Origin of the sequence: Meiothermus sp., from assembly GCF_026004075.1 — a bacterium.
In the GTDB taxonomy this organism is placed as follows: domain Bacteria; phylum Deinococcota; class Deinococci; order Deinococcales; family Thermaceae; genus Meiothermus.
This window is the reverse complement of record NZ_BPIK01000001.1, coordinates 443,635-468,783: the sequence shown is the minus strand read 5'-3', so window position 1 is coordinate 468,783 and position 25,149 is coordinate 443,635. Positions and strand designations below refer to the sequence as shown.

The 25,149-nt window shown below is 64.1% G+C and carries 15 protein-coding genes and 1 riboswitch; of the genes, 12 read left to right on the top strand and 3 right to left on the bottom strand.

Annotated elements, in window-relative coordinates; translation table 11 throughout:
- Positions 1 to 103 precede the first annotated feature (103 nt).
- The gene (locus Q0X18_RS02225; RefSeq protein WP_297557971.1) at positions 104 to 640 is read right to left on the bottom strand and encodes a YceI family protein; all 537 of its coding nucleotides are present in this window, start codon (positions 638 to 640) and stop codon (positions 104 to 106) included.
- Between the two features lie 124 nt (positions 641 to 764).
- Between Q0X18_RS02225 and Q0X18_RS02220 the strand changes: the two genes are divergently transcribed.
- Together Q0X18_RS02220 and Q0X18_RS02215 are read left to right on the top strand one after the other, a co-directional pair.
- Positions 765 to 1,118, top strand: a complete 354-nt coding sequence (locus tag Q0X18_RS02220; protein ID WP_297557959.1) for a helix-turn-helix domain-containing protein — start codon at positions 765 to 767, stop codon at positions 1,116 to 1,118.
- Between the two features lie 139 nt (positions 1,119 to 1,257).
- Complete coding sequence (locus tag Q0X18_RS02215; protein ID WP_297557949.1) at positions 1,258 to 1,566, top strand: helix-turn-helix domain-containing protein; 309 nt, start codon at positions 1,258 to 1,260, stop codon at positions 1,564 to 1,566.
- 155 nt (positions 1,567 to 1,721) lie between these two features.
- On the opposite strand, the gene Q0X18_RS02210 is transcribed toward Q0X18_RS02215, so the two are convergent.
- Positions 1,722 to 2,593, bottom strand: a protein-coding gene (locus Q0X18_RS02210; protein ID WP_297557946.1) for an IS5 family transposase whose coding sequence is annotated in 2 segments (ribosomal slippage) — positions 1,722 to 2,245 and positions 2,245 to 2,593 — 873 coding nt in all. Because the reading frame shifts where the segments join, the coding sequence is not laid out codon by codon here.
- Between the two features lie 177 nt (positions 2,594 to 2,770).
- A complete protein-coding gene (locus Q0X18_RS02205; protein WP_297557941.1) occupies positions 2,771 to 4,504 on the bottom strand; it encodes an NAD-dependent malic enzyme in 1,734 nt (577 codons plus the stop codon).
- Positions 4,505 to 4,763: 259 nt separating this feature from the next.
- On the opposite strand from Q0X18_RS02205, the gene Q0X18_RS02200 reads away from it, so the two are divergent.
- The 10 genes from Q0X18_RS02200 to thpR all read left to right on the top strand — a co-directional run bounded on the left by Q0X18_RS02200 (position 4,764) and on the right by thpR (position 25,132).
- Positions 4,764 to 5,753 carry a malate dehydrogenase gene (locus Q0X18_RS02200; protein WP_297557936.1) on the top strand — a complete coding sequence of 330 codons (990 nt, stop codon included), beginning with the start codon at positions 4,764 to 4,766 and terminating at the stop codon, positions 5,751 to 5,753.
- Between the two features lie 180 nt (positions 5,754 to 5,933).
- Positions 5,934 to 6,617 (top strand): response regulator transcription factor, encoded by a 684-nt coding sequence (locus Q0X18_RS02195; protein ID WP_297557934.1) that lies wholly within the window; start codon positions 5,934 to 5,936, stop codon positions 6,615 to 6,617.
- A gap of 477 nt (positions 6,618 to 7,094) precedes the next feature.
- Positions 7,095 to 7,181, top strand: a riboswitch (cyclic di-GMP riboswitch).
- Between the two features lie 28 nt (positions 7,182 to 7,209).
- Positions 7,210 to 7,728: a hypothetical protein gene (locus tag Q0X18_RS02190; protein ID WP_297557932.1), complete on the top strand. Its 519-nt coding sequence runs from the start codon at positions 7,210 to 7,212 to the stop codon at positions 7,726 to 7,728.
- Between the two features lie 15 nt (positions 7,729 to 7,743).
- On the top strand, positions 7,744 to 10,437 hold the full coding sequence (locus Q0X18_RS02185) for an S-layer family protein (RefSeq protein WP_297557930.1): 2,694 nt from the start codon (positions 7,744 to 7,746) through the stop codon (positions 10,435 to 10,437).
- Positions 10,438 to 10,618: 181 nt separating this feature from the next.
- Positions 10,619 to 13,240 (top strand): hypothetical protein, encoded by a 2,622-nt coding sequence (locus tag Q0X18_RS02180; RefSeq protein WP_297557928.1) that lies wholly within the window; start codon positions 10,619 to 10,621, stop codon positions 13,238 to 13,240.
- Positions 13,240 to 18,885: a hypothetical protein gene (locus tag Q0X18_RS02175; protein WP_297557922.1), complete on the top strand. Its 5,646-nt coding sequence runs from the start codon at positions 13,240 to 13,242 to the stop codon at positions 18,883 to 18,885. Before Q0X18_RS02180 ends, Q0X18_RS02175 begins: the two co-directional genes overlap by 1 nt.
- The gene (locus Q0X18_RS02170) at positions 18,882 to 22,259 is read left to right on the top strand and encodes a hypothetical protein (RefSeq protein ID WP_297557920.1); all 3,378 of its coding nucleotides are present in this window, start codon (positions 18,882 to 18,884) and stop codon (positions 22,257 to 22,259) included. Before Q0X18_RS02175 ends, Q0X18_RS02170 begins: the two co-directional genes overlap by 4 nt.
- A 94-nt stretch (positions 22,260 to 22,353) precedes the next feature.
- On the top strand, positions 22,354 to 23,331 hold the full coding sequence (locus Q0X18_RS02165) for a folate-binding protein YgfZ (RefSeq protein ID WP_297557918.1): 978 nt from the start codon (positions 22,354 to 22,356) through the stop codon (positions 23,329 to 23,331).
- Positions 23,332 to 23,420: 89 nt separating this feature from the next.
- Positions 23,421 to 24,623 (top strand): CinA family nicotinamide mononucleotide deamidase-related protein, encoded by a 1,203-nt coding sequence (locus tag Q0X18_RS02160; RefSeq protein ID WP_297557915.1) that lies wholly within the window; start codon positions 23,421 to 23,423, stop codon positions 24,621 to 24,623.
- Positions 24,620 to 25,132, top strand: coding sequence for an RNA 2',3'-cyclic phosphodiesterase (gene thpR / locus Q0X18_RS02155; RefSeq protein WP_297557912.1), 513 nt, complete (start codon positions 24,620 to 24,622; stop codon positions 25,130 to 25,132). Before Q0X18_RS02160 ends, thpR begins: the two co-directional genes overlap by 4 nt.
- The last annotated feature ends 17 nt before the right edge of the window (positions 25,133 to 25,149 follow it).

Sequence of the window (25,149 nt, the reverse complement as noted above, 5' to 3'; positions counted from 1 at the left end):
TCGCACCCGTGAATTCCGATCGCATTTAACCCAGTACAGCAAAACGCTGTACTGGGCGCGGTAATCGCTTTGGCAGGTGCTTAGGAAGCTTTGATTTCTTTGCTCAGGCTGCGGCTTCTGTCTGGGCCGCAATCGCCTCGACTTCGATATTGAATTTCACCTCTTCTCCTACCAGCAAAGCGCCGAACTCCAGCACTTGGTTCCAGGTCAACCCCCAGTCTTTGCGGTTGAGCACCCCGGTTGCAGTAGCGCCAGCGCGGGTCAGGCCCCAGGGATCTTTGATGGCTGGGCTTACCTCGGCCTCGAGCACCACTGGCTTGCTGATGTTGCGAATGGTGAGACTGCCGTAGATTTTATATTTATTCTCATCAATAGCTTCAATTGCGTCGCTTAAAAAGCGTATTTCGGGGTACTGCTCGGCATCTAGAAAATCGGGGGAGCGCAAATGGGCATCGCGCTGGGGGTCGCCGGTTTCAATGCTGGCAGCCTCAATTGAGGCTTCAATTTTGTTTGGAACACCTTGTTCGTTGGTCAAAATGGTTCCAGCAACTTTTTTGAACTGGCCGCGCACAGTAAAAAAACCCATGTGTTTTACGGCAAAAGCAACGGTGGTGTGGCTACTATCTATATTCCAGTTCATATAGCTCTCCTCTACGTTGATCCAAGCATCAACTTTGGATCAGCAAGCGCATAATATTATATAGCGTTTTGTATTGTCAAGCATTTGAGCAAAGAAAGCAAAGGTGTGCTACTATGAGCTTGGTATGGCTAAGGTTATTGCGCCAGAGGCTGTCGAGGGTGATCACAGCTTTTGCCCTGTATACGAGGCCATCAACGTGTTACAGGAAAAGTGGACGCTGCATATCATTCGCAGCCTCTTGGACGGCCCCAAGGGTTTTAACGAATTATCCAGGGCCGTCGGTGGTTGCAATCCAGCAACTCTGGCCCAGCGCGTCGAGAAGCTCGAGCACCTAGGCATCATCTCCAAAACTGTTCACTCCACCATGCCCCCGCGTACCAGCTATGCCCTGACAGAAGCCGGGCAGGCCTTGCAGGCCGTCATAGAAGCTATAGATCGCTGGGGGCGGCAGTATCTGCCCAAGCCGGCCGGAAATTGAGGCGGTTCATTGTTGGGAATGCCGGTCAAGTTGGATTTTTTCTCCCTTACATTTTCTGGATTTTTTTCCAAACTGACCGTATAGTTGCTTTGTAGTGCTGGGGTACTTGGCTCGGAAGTGTTTTGGGTACGTTATAACTATGGTAAAAGCCCAAGCACAAACCCTCGAGGAAATACTGGAAGTATTGGGTCAACGCGGGGTGTATACCATCTTGCGTTCGCTACAGCAAGGCGCATTGCGGTTTGGTGCGTTGCAGCAGACCACCGCTTTACCGCCAAGAAGCCTGTCGTTGCGTTTAAAAGAGCTGGAGGAGCTGGGTCTAATTAGCCGAAGCGAGTATCAAGAAGTGCCGCCTCGTGTCGAGTATGCTCTTACTTCCCCGGGCCAAGCGCTGCAACCGGCCCTCGAGGCCCTAGCCACCTGGGCAAAAAACCAAACAAAAAGATGATAGGCCAATACGCATTTGGCCGACCGCACCCCGGTAATCGCAAGGATGGTGAGCTGGCAAGGCTGTTCGTCAGTGGGCAATTCTCTGTCGGGACTCACTGGCATTCGCACCTCGAGGGCAAAGCCAAACTATCTGAGAGACTGTCTTAATACTTTCTAGGAGGCCAATCTTCTGACCATAAGCCGAATCATCGCTGTGTGGATGAAGGTCTCTGAGCTCTCAGGTAGAAGCTCATAGTCCCGGTTCAGCCTCCGATTGAAGCTCAGCCAGGCAAACGTCCGCTCCACCACCCATCTGCGGGGAATCACCACAAACCCCCGATGCCCCCGCGTCCTCTTCCGCACTTCCTCCTCCAAGTCCTCCGGAAGAGGCTGGTCTTTAGGCCACCAAATACCCCGGAAGTTGGCATCCGGCCTGCGCACCACCTCCACCGTCCAGCCCAAGGTGCGCCGAACCCATTCCTCAAACCTGCGCTTGTACCCCCCATCCACAAACAGATGCGACAACCGCTTCGACAGCCCCCTGGCCCCCTCCAGCACCTCTCGCCCGCCCTCCGCATCCGTGAGGTGGGCGGGCAGCACCTTGACTCCCAACACCAGCCCTTGTGTATCCACCAGCAGATGCCGTTTGCGCCCCTTTACCTTCTTGCCCGCGTCATACCCCCTGACCCCCCTTTTCCCGAGGTCTTCACGCTCTGGCTATCCAGAATCCCCGCGCTGGGTTCGGGCAGGCGTCCTGCTTTACGGCGGGTTTTCTCGCGCAGGGTGGTATGTATCTGTTCCAGAAAACCCGATTTGCGCCACAAACGGAAGTAGTGATAGACGGTTTTCCAGTGGGGCAGGTCATAGGGCATCATGCGCCAGGCGCAGCCGGCGCGGGTGATGTAGAAGATGCCGTTCAGGATTTCCCGCCAGGGATTCTCCCGGGGGCGATGGGGGGCGGCGGAGGGCTGGGGCATCAGGGGTGCCAGAATAGCCCACTCCTGGTCGGTCAGATCGCTGGGGTAGCGGCTTTGTCTGAGTTCCATGCGTGACTATAGCATGAGGGAGGCTATTAAGACAGTCTCTAATACCCTTTCCGCTTGAATCCTTCACCGTTGGACGCAGTCAGAGGTGGAGGATTCAAGCCGACCGAAGGGAGTAGAAAAGCATTTCGGTAGTATCGTTTAAACTTGCCAAAGTGAACGATACTGCCGAAATGCGTATTATATGTTGTCGGCAGTAGGTTTGTAGGGCAGATACCGGGGCTGCCAGAAGCGCTCGGCCACATAGGCCTGGATGGCCTCCATACCCAGCCCCTTCAGGCGCTCCTCGCGAGCCAGACCCTCCTTCATGGCCTGGCGGATCACCCTCGAGGCTACCAACTGGCTCACCTCGCGCAGTTCCGAGGTGGGGGGGTATATGCGGTCGGGGTGGTGCTGGCGGGTGTAGTCGTAGAGGGCGTAGGCCGCCTCGAGCACCATGGCATCGGAAACTTCTTTAGCTTTAGCAAGCACCGTACCGAAGCCCAGCCCAGGGAACACAAAGGCGTTGTTCCCCTGGCCGATTGGGTAAACCTGGCCGCCCAGCTCCACCGGCGCAAAGGGACTTCCGGCGGCCACCAGAGCCTTGCCGCCTGTCCAGCGCAAAATTTCCTCGGGGATCGCCTCTGAAGAGCTGGTGGGGTTGGAGAGTGGGAAGATGACCGGACGCTCGGCGTTGGCCTGTACCGCCTGCACGATGGGTTCGGTAAACGAGCCCGCCTGGCCCGAAAGCCCCAGCAAAACGGTAATCTTTGCGTGCACCACAGTCTCGTACAGGTTGGGGGCGTCGCCCGCAATGAGCCAGTCCTGGACTGTGGCCGGGTCTTTGGCAAACTTTTGCTTGTAGGCTTCCATGCTGCGGTTACTGAGCAGCAAGCCCTTGGAGTCCAGCACAAACAGGCGTTCCAGGGCCTGGGCCTCGGTCAGACCCTCGCGCATCAGGCCATCGAGCAGGGCCTGGGCCACCCCGATGCCCCCGGCCCCGGCCCCATAGACCAGAATACGCTGGTCGGAAAGGTTCTGGCCCTTGATACGGCAGGCCGAGAGCACCCCCGCCAGCGTGACCGCCCCGGTGCCCTGGATGTCGTCGTTGAAGGAAGGGAGCACCTTGCGGTAGCGCTCGAGCACCGCAAAAGCCGTGTCCTTGCCGAAGTCTTCCCACTGCATGACCGCGTTGGGGTAGCGCTTGCAAAAAGCCTCCACAAAGCGATCCATAAAGGCGTAGTACTCCTCGCCCGAGAGCCGGCGGTGGCGCACTCCCAGGTAAAGCGGGTCGTTGATGAGGTCGGCACGGTTGGTGCCCACGTCCAGCTCGATGGGCAGGGCCTTGTCGGGGCCCAGGCCGCCCGCAGCGGTGTAGATGGAGAGCTTGCCGATGGAGATGGCCATGCCCCCAAAACCCTGGTCGCCAATGCCCAGAATGGCCGAGGAGTCGGTGGCCACGGCCAGGCGCACATCGTTGAGGGGTACGTTGGCCAGGGCCTGATCGATCTCGTGGATGTTGTCGGTGGAGGCGGTAAAGCCCCGCGGGTAACGGTAGATGTGCGAGAACTGCTTGACCGCCTCGCCCACCGTGGGGGTGTAGAGGATGGGCAGCATCTCGCTCATATGGTCGGCGAAAAGGGCGAAGAAAAGCACCTCGTTGCGGTCTTGTAGGTTGCGCAAAAAGATGTGCTTTTCCAGGTCGTTTTCAATCAGGCAGTAGCGCCGGTAGTTGCGCTGCTTCTGCTCCTCGAGGCTGGTCACGTGGGGCGGCAAAAGGCCCTCGAGCTTGAGGGCTTTGCGTTCTTCGTGGGTGAAAGCGGTGCCCTTGTTCAGCAGGGGCAGCCCCAACAGAAGCGAACCCTCGATAAAAGGCTCCAGGTAGCGCTTGCCTCGCTCATCACGTTTCACGTCGTAGTAGCGGCTAACGGTCATGTAGGCAATGTTACGCCCATAGGGTATTTGTGGTCTAGAGCGTTGTATTGGTTATACGCACTCCTACTCCCTTCGGTCGGCTCGAGCCCTTTACCTACTGATTACACCCAAAGGTGAAGGGTTCGAGCGGAACCGGTATAAAACCCCTTCCCCAACCGGTGTAACTACCCCCAACCTTTGTCCTTCGACATTCGGCTTTTGCCGCGTTATTATCGTGAGCGGTAAAGATGGGCTACGGCCCAACGAAAGGAGTTTTCAGATGAAATCCCCTGTACGTGTGGCGGTTACCGGCGCTGCCGGTCAGATTGGCTATAGCCTGTTGTTCCGCATTGCCGCGGGTGAGATGCTCGGCAAAGACCAGCCGGTGATTCTGCAACTGCTGGAGATTACCCCGGCCCTCAAGGCCCTCAATGGGGTAATTATGGAGCTCGAGGACTGCGCTTTCCCTACCCTGGCTGGCATCGTCCCCACCGACGACCCCAACGTCGCTTTTGCCGATGCCGATTATGCCCTGCTGGTAGGGGCCATGCCCCGCAAACAGGGCATGGAGCGCGCCGACCTGCTCCAGGCCAACGGCGCCATCTTCACCGCCCAGGGTCGGGCCCTCTCCGAGAACGCCCGCAAGCACGTCAAGGTGCTGGTGGTGGGCAACCCCGCCAACACCAACGCCCTCATCACCTACAAAAACGCCCCCAACCTCTCGCCCCGTCAGATTCACGCCATGACCCGCCTCGACCACAACCGGGCCATCTCACAGTTGGCCGCCCGGCTCAAGGTGCCGGTCACCGAGATCAAGAAAATGACCATCTGGGGCAACCACTCCGTCACCCAATACCCCGACCTGTTCCACTGCGAGGTGGGCGGCAAAAGCGCCTACGAGCTGGTGGGCGACCACGACTGGTATGTCAATACCTACATCCCCAAAGTAGCCAAGCGCGGTGCCGAGATTATCGAGGCCCGTGGGGCCTCTTCGGCGGCCTCGGCGGCCAGTGCGGCCATTGACCACATGCGCGACTGGGCCCTGGGCACCCCGGCCGGCGACTGGGTCAGCATGGCCGTTCCCTCCGACGGTTCCTACGGCATCCCCGAAGGGCTGGTGTACAGCTACCCCTGCGTCTGCAAAGACGGCGACTTTGAAATCGTGCAGGGCCTGGAGATCAACGAGTTCAGCCGCAGCAAAATGGATGCTACCGCCAAGGAGCTGGCCGACGAGCGCGACGCGGTGCTGCAGTTGGGGCTCATCAAGTAAAAGGCCTCTTATCAGGTTCATGGGTGCTTGTGCTTGCAAGCACCTACATTTTTTGTTTCCAGTTGTTTTGATAGCCTCGAGCAGTAGCCTCCAAGAAGTAGGGGATCGTGCAGCTTGAACCGAGCTTGACATTTTGACCCAAAAACCTGGCATGGTACCGGTATAGTTTGTAATGGGCTTATGGAACGTGTATTGGTTGTTGAAGATGATCCACAGCTAGCTCATCTGGTAATCACTGCGCTGGAACACGAGGGTTACACTGCCCTGCTGGCAACCAACGGGCTGGATGCAGTGCAGATAGCGCCGCAAGCCGACCTGATGATTCTTGACCTGGGCTTGCCGGGCCTGGGGGGCCTCGAGGTCATCCGCGAGCTGCGCGAGGCCGATTGGAGCCTGCCCATCCTGGTTATAAGCGCCCAGGGCACCGAAGAAATTCGCATACGTGCGCTCGAGCTCGGCGCCGACGATTATCTGACCAAGCCTATGAGCGTGCGCGAGATGGTGGCCCGGGTTAGGGCCTTGCTACGGCGCAGCCGACCCGAACAAGAAATCACCCTTCAGGATTTGCGCATCGTACTCAAGCGCCGTCAGGTTTTCCAGGGCGAAAAACTACTCGAGCTCTCTCCAACCGAGCTCGATCTGCTACTAACCTTGGCCCAGAACCCCGGCGAGGTCTGGAGCCGCGAGCGCCTCTTGCAAAGGGTCTGGGGAGCCGAGCGTGGTAGCACTGTAGATGAGCGGGTGGTTGATAGCTATGTGGCGCTGCTGCGGCGCAAGCTGGGCGATGACCCCAAAACACCCCGTTACATCGAAACGGTATTTGGACAAGGGTATCGTGTGGTTATCAAAGAAAAAAATAGATGACTCATTTTGTCTTTTGATAAGTCACCAAACTGCGCTGGCCTTTGGGAGCTCACTTCTAGCCAGCAACAGCTAGCAGGTACTGGATTTGATGCGCATTTCGGTAGTATCGTTCTCTTTGGCAAGCCTAAACAATACCGAAGTGCTTTTCTACTCCCTTCGATCAGCTTGAATCCTTCACTCTGACTGCGCCTGGCGGTAAAGGATTCAAGCGAAACTGGTATGATATCGGTTCGGCTCCGGTTACCATGGCTCTGGTTATACCAATACCCGTACAAGGTGTACCAGGTATACCCCAGTCTGGCCTAGCTGATCTAGAAATGATGTGCTGCTTCGCTATCTATATCTACGCGTTTATTGAGATACCCGTGTAGGGTATTTCCTTTTATCAATCAAAAAAATAGTTCCAGACATTTATCTCCCACTCAGCAAAAAATTATGTTTATTTTGCACAAGCCTTTCAAAGGCTACATTTAGAATCAAACTCTGAGAGGCGTTGATCTCCAGTACCCCACACGGGCGCCCAGGGGCTGGAGTGAGCCAGTGGCGCGACCGGCTCATAGGTCGGTCGTCGTTTTTTTTGAGGAGAACAGGAATGATTCAACACTTCGGGTGGCGATTAGGAGCAGTCTTGCTAGGTCTGGTCGGTCTGGTGCTGGCGCAAGCCGCAAGCGATGTACGGCTCGACCTTAAGGCCTTCCGGGTCGTGAGCGTGCAGGAGCAAAACCGTACCGTCGAGCGGCTCGAGCCCGCTCTGGATGCAAAGCCGGGCCAGGTTATCGAGTATCAGCTCACCGCCCTGAACACCCTCACCAGCCCGCTCCGCCAGGTAGCCCTGGTGATACCCATCCCCCCCACCACCACCTACCAGGCCCAAAGCGCCCTGCCTTTGCGCCTGGGAGATACCCTGATTGTTCCTGAGTTTAGCTTTGACGGAGGGAAAAGCTATGGTCGCCCCCCCCTCAAGCGAAAGCTCAAAGTTGTGGAGAACGGCAAGGAGGTAGAGAAGGAAGTAGAAGTTAAGCCCGAAGAATACACCCACGCCCGCTGGGTAATACCACAGATGGAACCTAAACAAGCCCTTACCCTTACGCTTCGCGTTGTCGTGCGATAAATAGGAGGAAAATACATGAAGAGAATCTACCCCATCGTGCTTGCAGCGCTGATGCTGCTGGGCCTGGCCCTGGCCCAGCAGACGCCTGCTGGCACCAACATCTCCAACCAGGCCTCGGCCAGCTACATCGACTCCGCTGGCCAGCCCCGAACTACCACCTCCAACCAGGTCATCACGGTAGTACAGCAGGTTTACAGCTTTAGCATCACTCCCGACGGCAGTACCACCACTCCAGGTCAGACCCGCACCGCCCTGGCTGGCGCCCCGGTTTACTTTAGCTACACGGTCAGTAATACTGGTAACGGCACAGATACCATCAACCTGACCCTGGCGCAAGACGCGGGCGACAGCTTCGACCTGAGCGGAACCAACATCTACCTGGACGCCAACTGTAACGGTACGCTCGACTCAGGCGAAACCACCCCCATCACCAGCGTCACCCTGACCCGCCAGGGCACCCCGGGCGCCAGCGCCTGCGTGATTGTGGCTGGCACTATTCCCGCCTCGGCTACCAGCGGCCAGTTTGGCAACCTAAACCTGGAGGGCACCTCGGCGGGCAGCCCCAGCACCACCGACACCAACAACTGGGCCCGCGCTGTCGCCACCACCGCAGCTATCCTCACCGCCACCAAGTCGGCCAGCCCGGCAGGCCCCGTCGCCCCCGGCAGCACCATCACCTACACCATCTCCGGCGCCAACACCGGCGGCAGTGCCGCCAGCGGCGTGAGCGTGAGCGGCCTCACCGGCACCGGCATCCTGATCTCCGACACCATCCCCACCGGCCTGAGCGTACCCGCTGCCCCCACCGGCACAGCTGGGGCTGGCACTGTCCAGATCGTCTACAGCACCGACGGCGGCACCGCCTGGAGCACCACCGCCCCCACCTTCCCCTTCGTGGGCAACGGCTCCAACCGGGTAGGAATGTTCATTAGCGGCAGCGGGGCCTTCTTCCCCCAGACCGCCTCGTACACCTTCAGCTTCCAGGCCACCGTACCCGCCAGTGCCCCAGCTGGCACCGCGTATCCCAACACCGCCACCGTTGCCTATAACGACGGAACTGCCAACCAGACCACCACCTCCAACACCACCAACAACACCGCCGCCAGCCGCTACAGCGTGGCCATCGGCGGCACCGGGGCCAGCGCTATAGACGGGGCCGATACCCAGACCATCGCAAGCGCCAACTCCGGCAGCACAGTGACCTTCAACTCCACCCTGCAAAACACCGGCAATGCCCCCGATAGCTTCACCCTCAGCCTGGGCAGCAGCACCCTGGGCGCCTGCACCATCCTGCAGTCCGACGGTGTAACCCCGCTTTCCGGCTCGGTGGGCCCGCTGGCGGCCGGTGCGACCTACACCGTGGTGGTGCGCTGCGCCATTCCGGCCAGCCAGACCACGGGCGGCAGCGTCACCCTGACTGCAACCTCGGTGAACAACCCCAGCGGTAGCGTGGGCGCCCTGCTGGACGGAGTGGATGCAACCACCCTGGCCGTGACCACGGTGGTCTCGGGCTACAGCCTGGATGTCGCCCATAACACCAACGGGGCTTCCGGCGGCGAAGGTCCCGACCCCGCCAACGACACCCGCCCCGGTTACAACCCTGCGGTCAACCCTGGTGGCGTGGCCTACTTCCCCTTCGAGGTCAGCAACACGGGCGCCAACCCGGATACCTATAACCTCACGGCCAGCCTGCCTGCGGGTTGGACGGCGGTCTTTTATCCCGATACGAACTGCGACGGCGTGATGGACACCCCTACCCCGGCTCCGGTCAGCAACAGCAGCCTGGTAAATGCGGGGACCACCGCATGCTTCATCGCAGCCGTACAGGTGCCCGCCGGCGCAGCTCCAGTGGATGCGACCGCCGGTAGCAGCGACAACGTGCAGTTGACCATTACCAGCACCACCCTGCCCGGCGTAAGCGACACCATTGCCGGCGCAGTGGATGTGAACCTGGTAGCCCAGGTGAGCCTGACGCCCGACCGCAGTGGAACCGTCACCAGCCCCGGCACCATCCAGTACACCCACACCCTGACCAACAACTCCAACAGCGGTGCGACCTGCAGCATCTCCGGTAGCGGCGGGAGCTTCGGCTGGACCTACCAGTACTCGCTGGATGGCAGCACCTGGGCACCCAGCCTGAGTGGCGTCGCGGTAGCCGCCAACGGCGGTAGCCAGACCGTGTATGTACGAATCCTGACCCCCGCAGGCGAGCCCATCGGACGAACTGACGTCAATACCCTGACCGCAAGCTGCACCGTTGCCAGCACTACGGCCACCGCCACGGCCTCAGAAACCACCACCGTGGTGGGCGGCGACCTGCGCCTGACCAAGAGCGCGGTGAGCTACGTGGGCAGCAGCGCCACCGTCCGGGATGCTAATGCGGCGGTCGCCCTGCCCGGCGATCAGATTCTCTACACCGTGGTCGCCCAGAACATCGGTACGGGCAACCTGGCCCAGGTGGTGGTGAGCGATCCGCTGCCCAGCTACACCAGCTTCGTAAGCGTGAGTGCCAGCATTAGCGGCTTCAGCGGCACCGTGCTCTACTCGACCGACGGTAGCACCTGGAGCGCAACCGCTCCAACTACGCTGTCGGCGGGTCAGTCGATCTACGTGGCCGTAGATACCAACGGCGACAACACCATTACCAGCGCCGACACCATGCCACCAGGGGCCACCATCACCCTCAGCTTCCGCGTACAGGTGCAGTAAGTTTTCACCACCCCCCTGCGAGGGCTATCCGCCCTCGCAGGGCACAAATGAAGAAGAATCTATGCAAATACCTGCATCCGCACAAGCCGCCCACTACACCCTGGGGTTGGATACCGTCCGAAACTGTGTGTTTTTTGGAAGGGCCAGCCTATGGGTCGGCTTGGTATGGGTGCTGTTTTGGATGAGTATAGCCTGGGCCGCGCCCGCCGGAACGGTAATTCGCAACCAGGCTGCGGCGATTGTCAACGGTCAGGTGTATTTATCCAACGAAGTAGAAACCCTGGTACAGGCAGTGTGCGTTCCGGCCATGACCCCCAATGGGAGCCTTGTCAGCCCCGGCCAGCGCACCACCACCCCGGCCAGCGGAACCGCCTATTTTGCTTATCGCCTGCAAAACCTTGGCAACCAAAGTTTTTCGTTCAGCCTAAGCTGGCTACAGAACGGGGCTTCCTGGACGCCCAGCGCCGTACGTTTTTATCTGGATGCCAACGCCAACGCCCAGCTTGACCCCGGTGAACCGGAGGTGAACAGCCTCCGTCTGGATATGGGACAGGAAGCTCGCCTGATTATGGCCGTGCAAACCCCGCCTTCGGCCAGTGATGAGCTGCTGATTAGCCCCGTGGCCGCCTGCCCCGACGGTACCCGCGATGAGAACAACTTTAGCTCGATTCGCATCGGCACCGGGCCGGCTTTGAGCCTGGTTAAGTCGGTGGATGCGAACCCGGTTCGCCAAAACCAGGCCGTGGGTTTCACCCTACGGGTACAGAACCTGGGCAGTGCGCGGGCCGCCGGGTCAATCTACGTAGAGGATCGGCTGGATATACCCGAGCTGAGTGGCCTGGTGTATCTGGCTGGCTCTGCCAGTGCAGCCAAAGGCCGCCTGGAGTACTTCGACGGGGCCAACTGGAGCAGCCTCGAGCCCGCCAGCGTGCGCGGCCTCCGGCTGGTGCTGGACGGCCTCGAGGTGGGGGAGGAGGCGGTCTTTAGCTTCCGTATGCAGGTGGAAGCCGATGCCGCACCGGGCGAGCGGATTAACCTGGCCCGTGCCACCTCCAGCGAGAGCAGCGCCCAGACCCAGGTTTCGTTGCAAGTTGCCGCCGAGTACGCCCACGCCCTGGGGCCCATCGGCAACCCACAGGCCGCAGGCACCGCCGATCGGCAGGAGGCCGAGGCGCTGGCCGGGCAGCCCTACTGCTTTCGCCATACCCTGCTCAACAGCGGCAACGCCCCCGACACCTACACCCTGGAAGCCCTTGGGCTGCCCAGCGGCGTGAACCTGACCTACCGCACCATGAGCGGAGGCGGCCTGTCCACCCCCATCACGCTGGCTCCGGGAAACACCCTGGACTTCCAGGCCTGTATATCGGCCCTGCCCGCCGGTACACCTGCTTTTGAGTTCAGGCTGCTGGCCCGCTCCGGAAGCACCGGCAACACCGACCCCACCGTGGATCGCGTCGCGCGGGTCTGGGATCTCTCTCAGATTGTCCTGTTCAAAAGCAGCTCAAGCGGGCCCGCCGTGAGTCCTGGGCAGGGGGTGGAATATAGCCTGCAGGTCGAGAATCCCTTGCCTTTCGCAGTACCCAACGTGCAGGTTGAAGATGTGCTGGACAGCCACCTCGAGTTCCTCTCGGCCTCCGATGGGGGGGTCTTCGACCCCGGAACCCGCACCGTGCACTGGAACCTGACACTGGCGGCCCAGAGCACCCTCACCCTGCGCCTGCGGGTGCGGGTCAGCGCCGCTGCGCCCGACAATGCGACCATCGTGAACCGCTTTAGCCTGCGCTCCCCCGAAATTGGCAACCCCCTGGTATCCAACAGCGTCACCTTGCGGGTGCAGGCGGCGGCCCTGCTTCTGGAAAAGCGGGTGGAGCCCAGAAAGGTGAGGGTGGGTGACCTGCTCACCTACACCCTGACCGCGGTCAATGTGGGGCAGGTTCCCCTCACGGTGCGCCTCGAGGACACCCCCGACCCCCACCTGCAATACCAGGCCGGTAGCGCCAGCCCCGCAGAACCCGTTCGGCAAAACGGCCGCCTGGTCTGGGAAAACCTTACCCTGGCCCCGGGGGCTCGGGTGGAGGTTCGCTACCGCATGCGGGTGCTGGCGGGGGCCGGCAGTGAGCTGAAAAACACCGTGCAGGCCACCGGGGATAGTGCAGGCGGAACTGCGGTAGCCAGCGCGGTGGCCTCGGCTGCGGTACAGGTCGAGCCGGGTGCGCTGGCTGCACCCCATCTGCTCTTGGGCCGGGTCTTTCTGGATACCAACCGCGACGGCCTGTACACCGCCGGCCTGGATGTGCCGCTGCCGGGGGCCCGGGTCGTCCTCGGCAACGGCTGGCAGGCCCTGACCGATGCCGAAGGCCGCTACAGCTTCCGCAACCTGACGGGCGGGGTGTGGGAGGTGATGCTCGAGCCGGCCTCGGCCCCCTTCCCGCCCCTCCCCCACCCCGAGGCCCAGGGAGCGGGCTACCGCCACCGGGTGCGGGTGGAGGGCCTGACCGTGAGCGACTTCCCCCTCGAGCGCCCCGCAGGCCTGGCCCGCGCCCAGCGCCAGACCGTGCTGGAGTTTGGCCCCCTGCGGCTCAGCAAGCAACTGCTTCCGCTGCCGGAGGGCTTCCGGGTGGTACTGGTACTGGAATCCGCCGAGTCCCTCAACGACCTGACCCTCACCGACCCCCTCCCCGGCGGCGGTGAGCGGGTCTTCCAGTTTGCCCAATTCCAGGGCCGGCAGACCCTGACCTACGACCTGGACGGCCCCTTAGCCCCTCACCTGACCGATCCGCAGGTGCGCTGGAGGTATCCGTGATGTTTGGAAGAACCCAAGACACCCTAGCGGGCATCCATCGCGGGCTTTTCTGGCTTTTCTTTCTGTTTGCTTCGGTGGCGCTGGGCCAGGCCCGCACCGACCTCAAGGGCGTCGCGCCGGGGGACGCGCTGGGCTGGGAAATCCAGGAGCTGCGGGCCAGCGTGGTGGTCAGCAAACCCACCATCCTGAACCTTCAGATCTACTCCCCTGGCTTCGACCCCACCGACTACCGCCGGGCCTTGAAGGGCCAGGAAGAGCTGGGTGACGAGCGCTATGACAAAGGACAAGGTCAGATACTGGCCGAGTTTGTGCTGATTCGGGATGGAAAAGTGCTGGCCCAGGAGAACTTTAGCGTGGAGCCGCACCGCTGGGTGCTGTTCTTCCGGGGACCGGTGGAGCCGGGGGTATACCTGCTCAAGAGCCGCCTGGCCGGGCTGGGCAAAAACGCCTTCCGCTACCGCATCCAGACCAGCGTGCCGGAGGCCGCCGAGCTGCTCATTGACCCCACCCTACAGCTCTACGACGTGCGGCCTTTTCAGGCAGTGAACCCGCTTTCGGTGGCCACCATCCGGGGGCAGGACTGGCTCGAGCCCTTCGTGCTCAAGGTGAGCCCCGAGGTGCTGCCCTTGCGCGTGGGCTTCTACGACGAGGACGGCGAGAAGGAGATGGAGGGCCGGGTGCGCCTGCCCGACGGAACCCAGGAGCGCCGCCCCGTCTCCGGCGACCGGAGCTGGGCCTACTACGAGATTCAACAGTCCGGCCTGATTACCTTCGGCTTCCGCCAGCCCACGGCCGCCACCCAGTACTCCAACACCATCGGCTTCCGGGTGGACGCCTGTATGGAGGTGGAGCCAACGGCCTTCCGGGTGGTGCCCCCACGCCCGGTGCAGGCCTTGGTGCAGGACAGCAGCGGCCAGCCGCTCGATATCACCCCTGCCGTGGAGGGCGACAAAATTCGCATCCTTCGGCTGCCGGCCCTGCCCGAAGGCTACCGCCTGGTGCGGATGGAGGTGGAAGGCGGGGAGGCCCTGGATGCTCAGACCGCCCGCTTCGGCTGTGCAGGTGGCCTGGTGCGCTATGTGGTGGAAAAACCAGCCCCGGCTGCGACAATTCCCGCCGCCGCGCCCGCGTCCACCCTGGAAATCGAGGCGGTACTGGTGCTGCCAGAAGACGAGCAGCCCTTCGACCTGCCGCTGGCGGTGAACGGCCAGCCCGTGGTGCTGGAGCAGGGCCGGGCCCGCCTGAGCCTGGCGCCGGGCACCTACCCCCTCGCGCCCCAACTGGACGGGGCCCGGATCGAGGGGCCCCAGGCCGTCACCCTGGAGGGCGGCCAGGCCCAGAAGGTGCGCTTCCGGGTTTATCCGGAGGTTCGGCTGAGCCTGGAAGCAACCCCCACCACCCTACGCGTAGGGGAAGAAACCCTTCTAACCGCCCGGGCCCGCACCGCCTTCCCGCGCCTGCTGCCCGCCGACCTCGAGCTTGAACTGCCCCCCTGCCTGGAAGCCCTCGAGGCCCCCCGCCTGGTGGCCCCCATCGCCCAGGGCCGGGAGGCCGTGCTGCAGGTGCGGGCAAAAGCCCTGTGCAAGAGCGAGCCCCAGGTTGGCGCCACCCTGGGCCCCTGGGGGCAGAAAACCAGCGCCCAACTGAGAATCATCCAGCCGGCCACCTTCACCCTGCAGAAGGAGGCCCTATCGCCCACGGCCCCGGTGGGCGGTACGGTGGTGTACCGCCTGCGGGTGCAGAACACCGGCGACGAGGCGGGCCGGGTGCGCCTCCAGGACAGCCTGCCCAGCGGACTGCAAGGCCCCAACCTCGACGAGGTGCTCGAGCTTCCAGCCGGGGCCGAACGCGTGCTCGAGGTGCGCGCCCGCGTAACCGCCGAGGCCCCTGCGGTGGTGGTCAATACCGCCCGCCTGCTCAGCGAAAGCAATCAACCCCTCCGCGAAGCCCAGGCCGAGGTGCGGGTGCTGCGCCCGGTAGCCGAGCTCTCGCGCACGCAGGACAAGCGCCGGGTGGTGCCGGGGGAGGAAGTGGAGGTGCGCCTGGTGGTGCGCAACGCCGGCCAGGCCCCCCTAAACTACGAGCTGCGCGACAGCCACCCCGAGTGGCTGGAGGTGGCGCAGACCCCGGTCTTTAGCGGCGAACTGGCCCCCGGGGCCAGCGCCACCCACTCCTACACCGCCCGGGTGCGCTTTGGCCCGGCGGCCGAGGGCCCGTTCCTGGCGCAACTTTCCTCCAACGGCGGCAACCCCAGCGCGCCCGACACCCTCCAGCGGGTGCTGGTGCAGCTCGAGAAAACCGTCGAGCCGGGCCGGGCGCTGGTGGGCGGCCAGGCTCGCTTCACCATCCGGCTCGGCAACCCCACCGATCACCCGCTCAGCCTGCGCCTGCAGGAGTCGCCCGCCGAGGGCCTGCGGATGACCCTGCCGGAAAGCCTGGAATTTACCCTACAGCCCGGCGAGGTGCGCGAGCTGGAGCTGGAGGCCCGGGCCGAACGGGTTGGCCCGCTCGACAACCAGGTCACGGCCTTTGTGGGCAGCACCCCGGCCTCCCTCCCGGCCAGGGCCACCCTGCTGGCCCTGCCCATCCTCGAGCCCCGGCGGCTTTCCACCGTCACCCTGGACTTTGAGGTGGAGGGCAGCGCCCCCTTCGAGCGCCTGCTGCTCACCCACCAGCCCCCCGCCCAGAGCGCCTATGAGCCCGGTTCGGCCCGGCTGGACGGCCGCCCCATCCCCGACCCCCGCCAGGACGAGAAGGGCCGCCTCTACTTCGAGCTGCCCTACCAGCGCCAGGGCCAGCTCACCTACCAGCTCCGCCACCGCGAGGCCCTGGGCCCCATACCCGAAGCCACCCTGACCGCGCAGGTAGGCGACCGGGAGGTCTACCTGCAGGGCCAGCAGCGCCTGGCCGACCTGGAAAAAGCCCAGCCCATCGTGGTTAAAACCCGCGACGGCTTCATCCAGGAGCCCCTGCCCGGCAGCGTGTTCCGCAGCGATAAAGCCCGGGTGGTGCTGCAAACCCCCAACGGCCTCGAGACCCGCCTGAGCGTGAACGGAACCCCCATAGACTCTAAGTTCCTGGGCCAGGCCACCTACGACAGCGCCCTCGGCCTCCAGCGCCTGGAGTACTACGGCCTGCCGCTTCAGCCGGGCCGCAACCTGATCGAGGTACAAACCCCTCTGGGCTCGGATCGGGTAGAGGTCTTCCTGGCCGGTAGCCCCGTGCGGCTGGAGGTGCGCCCCCTGCGCCTGCTGGCCGATGGCCGCACCCCGCTGGAGCTGGAGGTGCGGGCCGTGGACGCGCTGGGCCTGGCCTCGGGCTTCGGCCCCCTCAACGTGGAAGCCTCCCAGGAGCCCCTGGAGGAGGACGCCTTCCCGCTGCTCTCGGGGTACCAGGTGCTGCTAAAGGACGGGGTGGCCCGGCTGCGCCTGAAGCCCACCGCCACCCCCACCACCCTGCGCCTGCGGCTGGCGACCGGGGAGCTGCAAGAACAGGCCGAGTTCTTCGTGCTGGGCCGCCAGAACACCCTGTGGCAGCTTCAGGGGAGCCTGGGGGTGCGCCTTGGGGATAGCCTTGAGGTGTTCGGACTGGGCCGGGGCTATCTGGAAAGCCCCCTGGGCCCAGGCCTCCTGCAAGGCGCGCTGGACGGCTCGCTGCGCTTTGAGGCGGGCCAGCCCCGGCTGCAAACCGGCCTGCGCGACCAGCCCGACCCCACCGGGCGCTTCCCCCTCACCGGCAGCGGCCAGGAGGCCAGCCTGCCCCTGCGCTCGGACGAGCCTTTTGCTCTGCGCTACGACCAGGAGGCCTTCAGCCTGGGCTACTATGCCGACAAGCTGGGGGTGTTTGGCCTGGACGGGCTGCCCCAGGGCACCGCTCTGCGCCTGGAAACCCGCGGACGATCCCCTCTCGGGACTGGCTCCGCCAGTGCACCGGGCGGACAATCCCCTCTCGGGACGGGCTCCGCCGGTGCACCGGGTGGCGAGCTGGCCCTGCAGGGCTTCGTGGGGTATCTGCCCGCCGGCAGCCGCAGCGAGCGCATCGTACCCGATGGCACCCGCTACTACCGGCTGTCCAGCCCGGCCGAGCCCGGCAGCGAGCAGGTGGTGCTCTGGATAGGTTCCAGCCAGAGCCGCCTCGAGCGCCTCAAAGACTACGTGCTGGACGCCGATACCGGCTTCCTCACCCTGAGCCGTCCGCTCTGGCCCAGCGACCCCGACTTCCAGCCGGTTCTGCTCGAGGTCACCTACGCCCCCCAGGGCGGCCACCGCGCACTGGGTTACGGGGCCGGGGTTCGCTGGAAAGCCGGCGACTTTAGCCTTGGCCTGGGGGCGGCCTACCTGCCCACCCAGGGCTGGCGCTACGGGGCCGAGGCCGCCTACCAGCTACCCGGTTTTGGCGTAAAAGTGAGCTACAGCCGGGGCAGCGCCGAGCGCTACGGCCTCGAGGTCTCTGGCAAAAACGGCCCCCTCGAGTCGAACGCCAACCTGGCCTACGAAGGCAGGCTGCAGGGCCAGGCCCAGGTGGCCTACAGCCTGAGCGAGGCCGACCGCCTCAGCCTCGAGCACCAGACCGACAACAACAACCGCACCGGCCTGCTCTACACCCGCCGCCTCTCCCCCAGCTTCTCGGTGGGGGGTGGGCTGGGCTACACCTGGGAGGAAGCGGCCTGGGCCGGCCTGGGGCGGCTGGGCTTCAGGAGCGGCCCGCTCAACACCGAGCTGACCCACGCCCAGCCCTTCAGCCTGAGCCAGAGCGCCTCCACCCGCCTCCGCAGCAGCTACGCCTTCGATGCCAACCTCACCGCCGAGGCCGACCTGGTGCAGACCTGGGGCCTGGGCTTCAGCGGCGTGGTGGGCCTCAAGCAAAAACTGGCCGGGGCCAACCTCTCGCTGGCCTACCAACTGCCGGGCGCGGCGGGCGAGGGCAACCGGGCCCGCTTTGGCCTGGAAGCCCCGCTCCCCCTGTCCGAGAACTGGAGCCTGAACGCCAGCGCCGGCTACGAGCGCAGCCTTGCCACCGGCGCCGACCAGAGTGCCTTTGGCCTGGCCTTGCGCTACCAGGCCCAGGGCTTCACCGCCACCCTGGGGGGCGAGACCGCCTGGAGCGCCGGGCAGCCCAAGGTGGTGTTGCGGGCCGGGGCCAGCGGGCAGCTCGACGAGCAGCAGACCCTCTCGCTGGATGCCAGCTACCAGGTGGTACCCACCCCGGAGGGCCGCTTTACCCTGGCCTACGCCCTGCGCGGGCGCGAGGCCTCGCTGCTCACCTACCACCGCCTGAGCAACGTGGGTGAGCTTGTCCTCGAGGGGGCCCTGGCCGCCAGCTACCACCCCAGCCCAAGCCTCCAGCTCCGCCCCAGCAGCGCCTACCGCCTCAAGCTCGACGACCCCGCCGGCCACACCTACCAGCTCGGCCTGGGCGGCAACCACTACTTCACCGACTGGCTGGGCCTGGGGGCCGCTCTCTACTACCAGTTCCAGCCGGGCACCCAGACCAGCGCTACTGCTTTCTCGCTCGAGGCCAGCTTCCGGGTCGTAGAGGGCCTGTGGCTCAACGCGGGCTACACCTTCGGCGGCTTCACCGGCCTCACCCCCGACACCGCCCCCGGCTTCTACCTGCGCCTCGACTTCCTGGGAGGTAGCCGATGAAACGCACTTTGCTCCTTTTCCTGATGCTTTCACTGAGCCTGGCCCAGGCCCAGGTGGTGCGTAACTTTACCAGCCGCTACAGCACCAACACCCAGGGCGACATCCTGCTCATCGGCAACACCCTGATGACCTGCTCCACCAGCGGTACCAACGGCAGCCAGTGCGTCAACACACGAAATGGATCTGGATCGCTTTACAACAACAACTTCACCATGATTTACGTGGACGCCGACAGCGACCCCAGCACCTTCAACTCCTCCAGCGCCAATCTAACGCTGCCCAGCGGGGCAAACATACTCTGGGCGGGCCTTTACTGGGGCGCCGAAGCACCCAGCCTACCTAGCCCCAACACCGTGCGCTTCCGCACCCCAGCCCTTCCCACTTATACCACCCTTACCGCCAGCCAGACCGACTCCTTCACCGTGGCGCCAAATAGAGTACGCTACCAAGGGTTCGTGGAGGTGACCGCACTCGTACAAGCTGGCGGTGCAGGCACCTACTGGGTAGCCAACGTCCAGGGCTCCCCCAACAACTCCGACCGCTATGCCGGATGGGGTCTGGTGGTGGTTTACCAACACAGTAGCGAGCCTCTACGCCACCTAAATGTCTTTGACGGGTTTGCAAACATCAGCGGTACCACTACCGTCAATATAACCGTTTCCGGTTTTTTGACCCCTGCCATCGGCACAGTGACCACACGGCTGGGTGCTCTGGCTTACGAGGGCGACCGGGGTATTACGGGCGACCGTTTGCGTTTGAATGGAGCGGATGTCTCCGATGCAAACAATCCTGCAACCAACTTCTTCAACTCCACCATCAGCGATCTGGGTGTTCACGCTAGCGGGAAAAACCCCAACTACATTGACCAGCTCGGCTTCGACCTGGATCGGACTCAGAGCACAGGGCTGCTCGGCAACAACCAAACCTCTGCCACCGTAAGTTTTGTTAGCACCGGGGACGCTTACCTACCAGGGGTGCTGAGCTTCGCCGTCAACGTGTTCGTGCCCGACCTTACTACTACCTTCACGAAAACCGGACAGGACATCAACGGGGGAAACCTGCTGCCGGGCGATATCCTCGAGTACACCCTGAGTTTTTCCAACACTGGGGGGGATGGGGCCACCAATGTGGTCGTGCGCGACCCCATCCCTGCCGGCACCCAGTACGTGCCGGGGAGTTTGCAGGTGCTCACCAACGCCGTCGGTGCCCCCACCGGCACCTTTACCGATGCCGCCGGCGACGACATCGCCGAGTTTGATAGCGCCAACAACCGGGTGGTTTTCCGCCTGGGCACCGGGGCCAACGCCTCGAGCGGCGGGCTCATCCTGCCGAGTCAGGGTGCCAGCGTACGCTTCCGGGTACAGGTGCTGCCCAGCGCCGGCGGGCAAACCATCATCAACACCGCCCAGATCAACTACAACAGCCAGACCCTGGGCACCAGCTTCAGCCAGACGGCCGAGGTCTCGGCCAATAGCCAGGTTTCCAGCCCGCCTTCCCTTAGCAAAGCCTTCTCCCCGGCCAGCATCCCTACGGGCGGCACCAGCACCCTCAGCATCACCCTTACCAACCCCAACCCCACCCCCGCCACCCTGAGCGCGGCCCTGGTGGATAACCTGCCCGCTGGGGTGGTGGTAGCCAGCCCGGCCAACGCCAGCACCACCTGCACCGGCGGCAGCGTGAGCGCCACCCCCGGTAACAGCAGCGTAACCCTGGCCGCCGGGGCCCAGATACCGGCCAACGGGAGCTGCACTGTAAGCGCGAGCGTCACCGCCAGCACACCGGGCAGCTACACCAACACCCTGGCCGCTGGCGCCCTCCAGACCAACCACGGCAGCAACCAGAGCCCGGCCAGCGCAACGCTGAACGTGATAGGCGTCAACGTGAGCGGCCAGGTCTACCACGACCAGGAGCCCAACGGGGCCAGGAACAGCGAGGACTGGAGCAGCGGGACGACGGTCTACGTCAAGCTGGTGCTGGGCAGCACGGTTCTGGCCGTCCAGACCGTGAGCCCCGGAACCGGCGCCTACAGCTTTAGCGGGGTGGCCCCCGGCAGCTACAGCCTGGTGCTGGACAACAACAACAGCACCGCCGACACCACCCCAACCCCCCCCGCTGGCTGGCTTTTTATTAGCCCAACCGGTGGAAGCCGGGCCATCACCGTGGCCGCCAGCAACCTGCTGAACCAGGACTTCGGCCTCTTCCACGGCGCACAGGTAGAGGGCCGGGTCTTCTACGACGATGGCGAGGGCGGCGGCTCGGCCAACAACGCCCTGCAGGACGGCCAGGAGCGCGGCGTGGGCGGTGCAACGGTCACGGCCAGCGATGGCGTTTCCAGTCGCAGCGCCAGCACCGACGGCAGCGGGTTTTATTCCCTGTATGTACCCGCGGGCTGGGGCAGCGTCAGTCTTACCCACCCCCTGCGCCCGGCCACCGGCTGGAACAACGGGAGCACCGCCACCCTGGTGGGAAGCTGGGCCGATGCCACAGGCCCCACCTCCACAGGCGCCGTGGTCAGCCTGGGTTCGGCCAGCAGCCTGGCCGGCTCGATTCTTACCCACAACTTTGGGGTGGTGCGCAACTCGCTCTTCCGGCCCGACCAGTCGGGCCAGGCCACCAGCCCCGGGGTGGGGCGCTACCTGCACCAGTTCAAGCCCGGCACCCTGGGCACGGTTGGTCTGGCCCTGGCCAACACCCCGCAGTTCGGCTACCAGCTCCGCCGCGATGTGAACTGCGACGGCGACTTCGACGACGCTGGCGAGGGCTTCCAGGGGCTGCCGCAGAGCTTTAGCGTGGGTTCTGGCTGGCCGCGGGAGCCGGACGGCAGCCTGGCGGCCTGTGCCCTCGAGGTGCAGGTACTGGTGCCCGCAGGGGTGAGCGCCGGCCAGGTGGATATCGCCAGCCTCAGCGCCGGCCTGGCCTGGGGCAACAACCCTGCCGTCCAGGAAACCCGGGGCCTGACCGATACCACCACTGTTATACGGGGTGGGGAGCTGCGGCTGGAAAAGCAGGTACGCAACGTGAGCCAGAACACCGCTTTCGCCGCCAGCGCCCAGGGCCGCCCCGGCGAGGTGCTGGAGTACCGCATCCAGTACCAGAACATCGGCAGCCAGCCCATCTTTAACGTGGTGCTCTACGACCCCATCCCCTTCTTCAGCACCCTGGTACAGAACGCCTACGGCGGCACCGGCGAGGTGGAGCTGGTCTGTCCAGGTGGTGCGGTGGTACGGCCCGACCTGGGCAGCACCAGCAGCCTCAGCCTGAACCTGGCCGCGCTCTGCCCCCTACCCACCGCCCCACAGCCTGGTGGCGGCAGCGCCCCGGCCTTGCTGCCCGGTCAGGGTGGGTATTTCGTGTACCGGGTACAGGTGAACTGAGCACCCCACAGAAAGCTACGCCCCTTTATTGGCACGTTGCAAAACCTGACCCCTCTTCCAGAAACTCAAGCGGGTCTGGCCTTAGACTAAAAATGTGCATCTGCAAGACTTACACGAATCGTTGAAGGTTAGCTGGCGCGACCAGGATGAATTTCGCATCCCGTGGAACTACGGTGATGTGGAGGCCGAGCTCGAGGCCCTCCAGCAAGGCGCAGCCCTGCTGGACTTCTCCAACCATGGTCTGTTGGAGCTTAGAGGGCCCGATGGCACCGAGTTCCTGCACAACCAGTGCACCTCCAATATCCGCGCAATGTTGCCGGATAGCTGGCTCGAGACCCTCTTTCTGAACGCCCGAGGCCAGATCGAGCACCTGGGCCTGGTGTTCAACCTGGGCAACTCCTTCTGGGTTAGCTCCCCCAGCGCCAGGGCCCTGGCCGAGCGCTTTCGCAAGTTTATTGTCTTCGACCAGGTCGAGATCGAAGCGCTGCCCTGGTCGTTGCTGCGCTTGCACGGCCCGGAGGCCGAGGCGGTGGCGCAAAAGCTGGCCCCCCTCCCCCCGCGCTGGGGCCTGGGGAAGACCCCGCAATGGGTAATGGCGCGCGACGAATTCGGCCTGTGGCTGCTGACCCCCTCCAGCCAGGCGCACACCCTGGTTCAGCCGATACTGGAGGCCGGGGCCAGCCCGGTAGGGCACCAGGCCTGGCACATCTGGCGGGTCGAGCGCGGCATCCCCGACCTGCCCGAGGCCCTGGGTGAGCTGCCCCAGGAAGCGGGGCTGGAGGGCCGGGTGAGCTACAAGAAGGGCTGCTACCTGGGGCAGGAAATAATGGCCCGGCTCGAGGCCCGGGGCAACACCCGCTACCAGCTCATGGGCCTGCTGGGTCAGAAGGAACTCCCCAGCGGGGCCGACATCTTCCGCGAGGGCAGGCGTGTCGGCCGGGTGGGCACCGCCGTGGAGTCGCCCCGGCTTGGGGCCATCGCCCTGGCCCTGCTGCGCAAGGAGCTGGCCCCCGGCGACCAGGTACACATCGAGGGCTGGTCGGCCACCGTTTCGGGCCTGCCAATGCCGTAAAAGCGTCCGCGGCCTCGAGACCAGTCCGTATGATAGAGGTGCGGGTCTTTGACGTTTTTAATAAGTTGTTGTAATGTATAGGAGCTATTATGTTTTTAGCAGAAATAATCGGCGTAGGGGATGAGCTGCTGTACGGCGAAACGGTGGATACCAACACCGCCGAAATTGCCGTGAGCCTCCAGCCCTACGCCCTCGAGATCCGCCGCACCCTGCGCGTGGCCGACCACCTCGAGGCCCTGACCGAGGCCGTGCGCGAGGCCTGGCAGAAGGCCCGGCTGGTGGTGCTCTCGGGCGGGCTGGGCCCCACCCCCGACGACATCACCCGCGAGGCCATCGCAGCGGCCCTAGGCGAGCGCATGGAAATTGACCCCCAGGTGCTGGCCTGGCTGGAGGGCATTTTTGCGGATCGGGGCTGGAAGATGCCCGAGGCCAACCGCAAACAGGCCCTCAAGATTCCTTCGGCCACCTGGATCGCCAACCCCCGCGGCACCGCGCCCGGCTGGTGGGTGCACCGGGGAGACAAAGACCTGGTCGCTTTGCCCGGCCCGCCCGCCGAGTGGCGCCCGATGTGGGCCGAGCTGCTGCCCAGGCTGGGGCTGCCCGCAAAACCCTACCGGCAGGTGGCCTTCAAAACCTTTGGCCTGGGCGAGTCGCGCATCGTGGAGCTGCTGGGCGATCTGTTCCGGCGCAACGGGGCGGTGGAGGTGGGCACCTACGCCAAGATGGACGGGGTGGCGGTGGTGGTGCGGGGGGAGCCCGGCCCGGTCGAAGCGCTGGCCGCGCAGATCCGGCCCCTGCTGGGCGAGGCGGTCTGGGGCCAGGACGGCGACACCCTCCCGGCGCTGGCCCTCCAGCGACTGGACGACCAGAAAGCCACCCTGGCTACCCTCGAGTCCATGACCGGGGGGGTGCTGGGCGCGCTCCTGACGGGGGTACCGGGCGCTTCCAGAAGCTACCTGGGGGGCCTGGTCTCCTACAGCCCCCTCGCCAAATCCCAGCTCCCCATCCCCCTCGAGGTTGCGGCCCAGCACGGGGTGGTCTCGGCGGCCTTTGTCGAAGCCATGGCCGTGGCAGCCCGCAGCCTGCTGGGGGCCACCTACGGCCTCGCCACCACCGGCGTGGCCGGCCCCGAGCCCCTGGAGGGCCAGCCGGTGGGCACGCTCTTTGTGGGCCTGGCCGGCCCCCGGGGGGTTCGCTCCCGGCATTTCCGGCTGCCGGGGGCCAGCCGCGAGATGATACGCCAGCGGGCAGCCCACGCGGCCCTGGCTTTTCTGGTGAGTGAGCTGCAATGAGGCTTTTTTATGCCATCTTCCCCCCGCGCGAGGTGCAGGCCGCCCTCGCCGAGGCCCAGGCTCGAGTGCGCAGCTACCGGGGCTGGAAGCCCAGCCCCCCCCACCAGCTCCACATCACCCTGCTCTTTTTGGGGGAGCAGCCCCCCGAGCGCCTGCCGCAGTTTCGCCGCATCGGGCGCGAGGTGGCGTCTTGCGTCAAGGCTTTTGAGGTGACGTTGGGCGGTACCGGCTACTTTCCCCCCACCGGCGGGCCCCGGGTCTGGTTCGTCAAGGCCAGCGGGGAGGGGCTCGAGGCCCTCGCCCAGGGACTGCAGCAAGCCCTGCCGGACATTGAAGCGGCCCCCTTCAAGCCCCACCTGACCCTGGCCCGCAAAAAAGGCCCGGCCCCTCGCATCGGGCCGTTGGTGATGAATATCCGGTTTCAGGCCAAAGCGGTATGCTTGGTGGAATCCAAGCTGGCGCGTTCGGGTTCGCAGTACCAGGTTTTGGAGCAGTTTCCTCTGAAATAGTCTCTGACAGCAGGAGT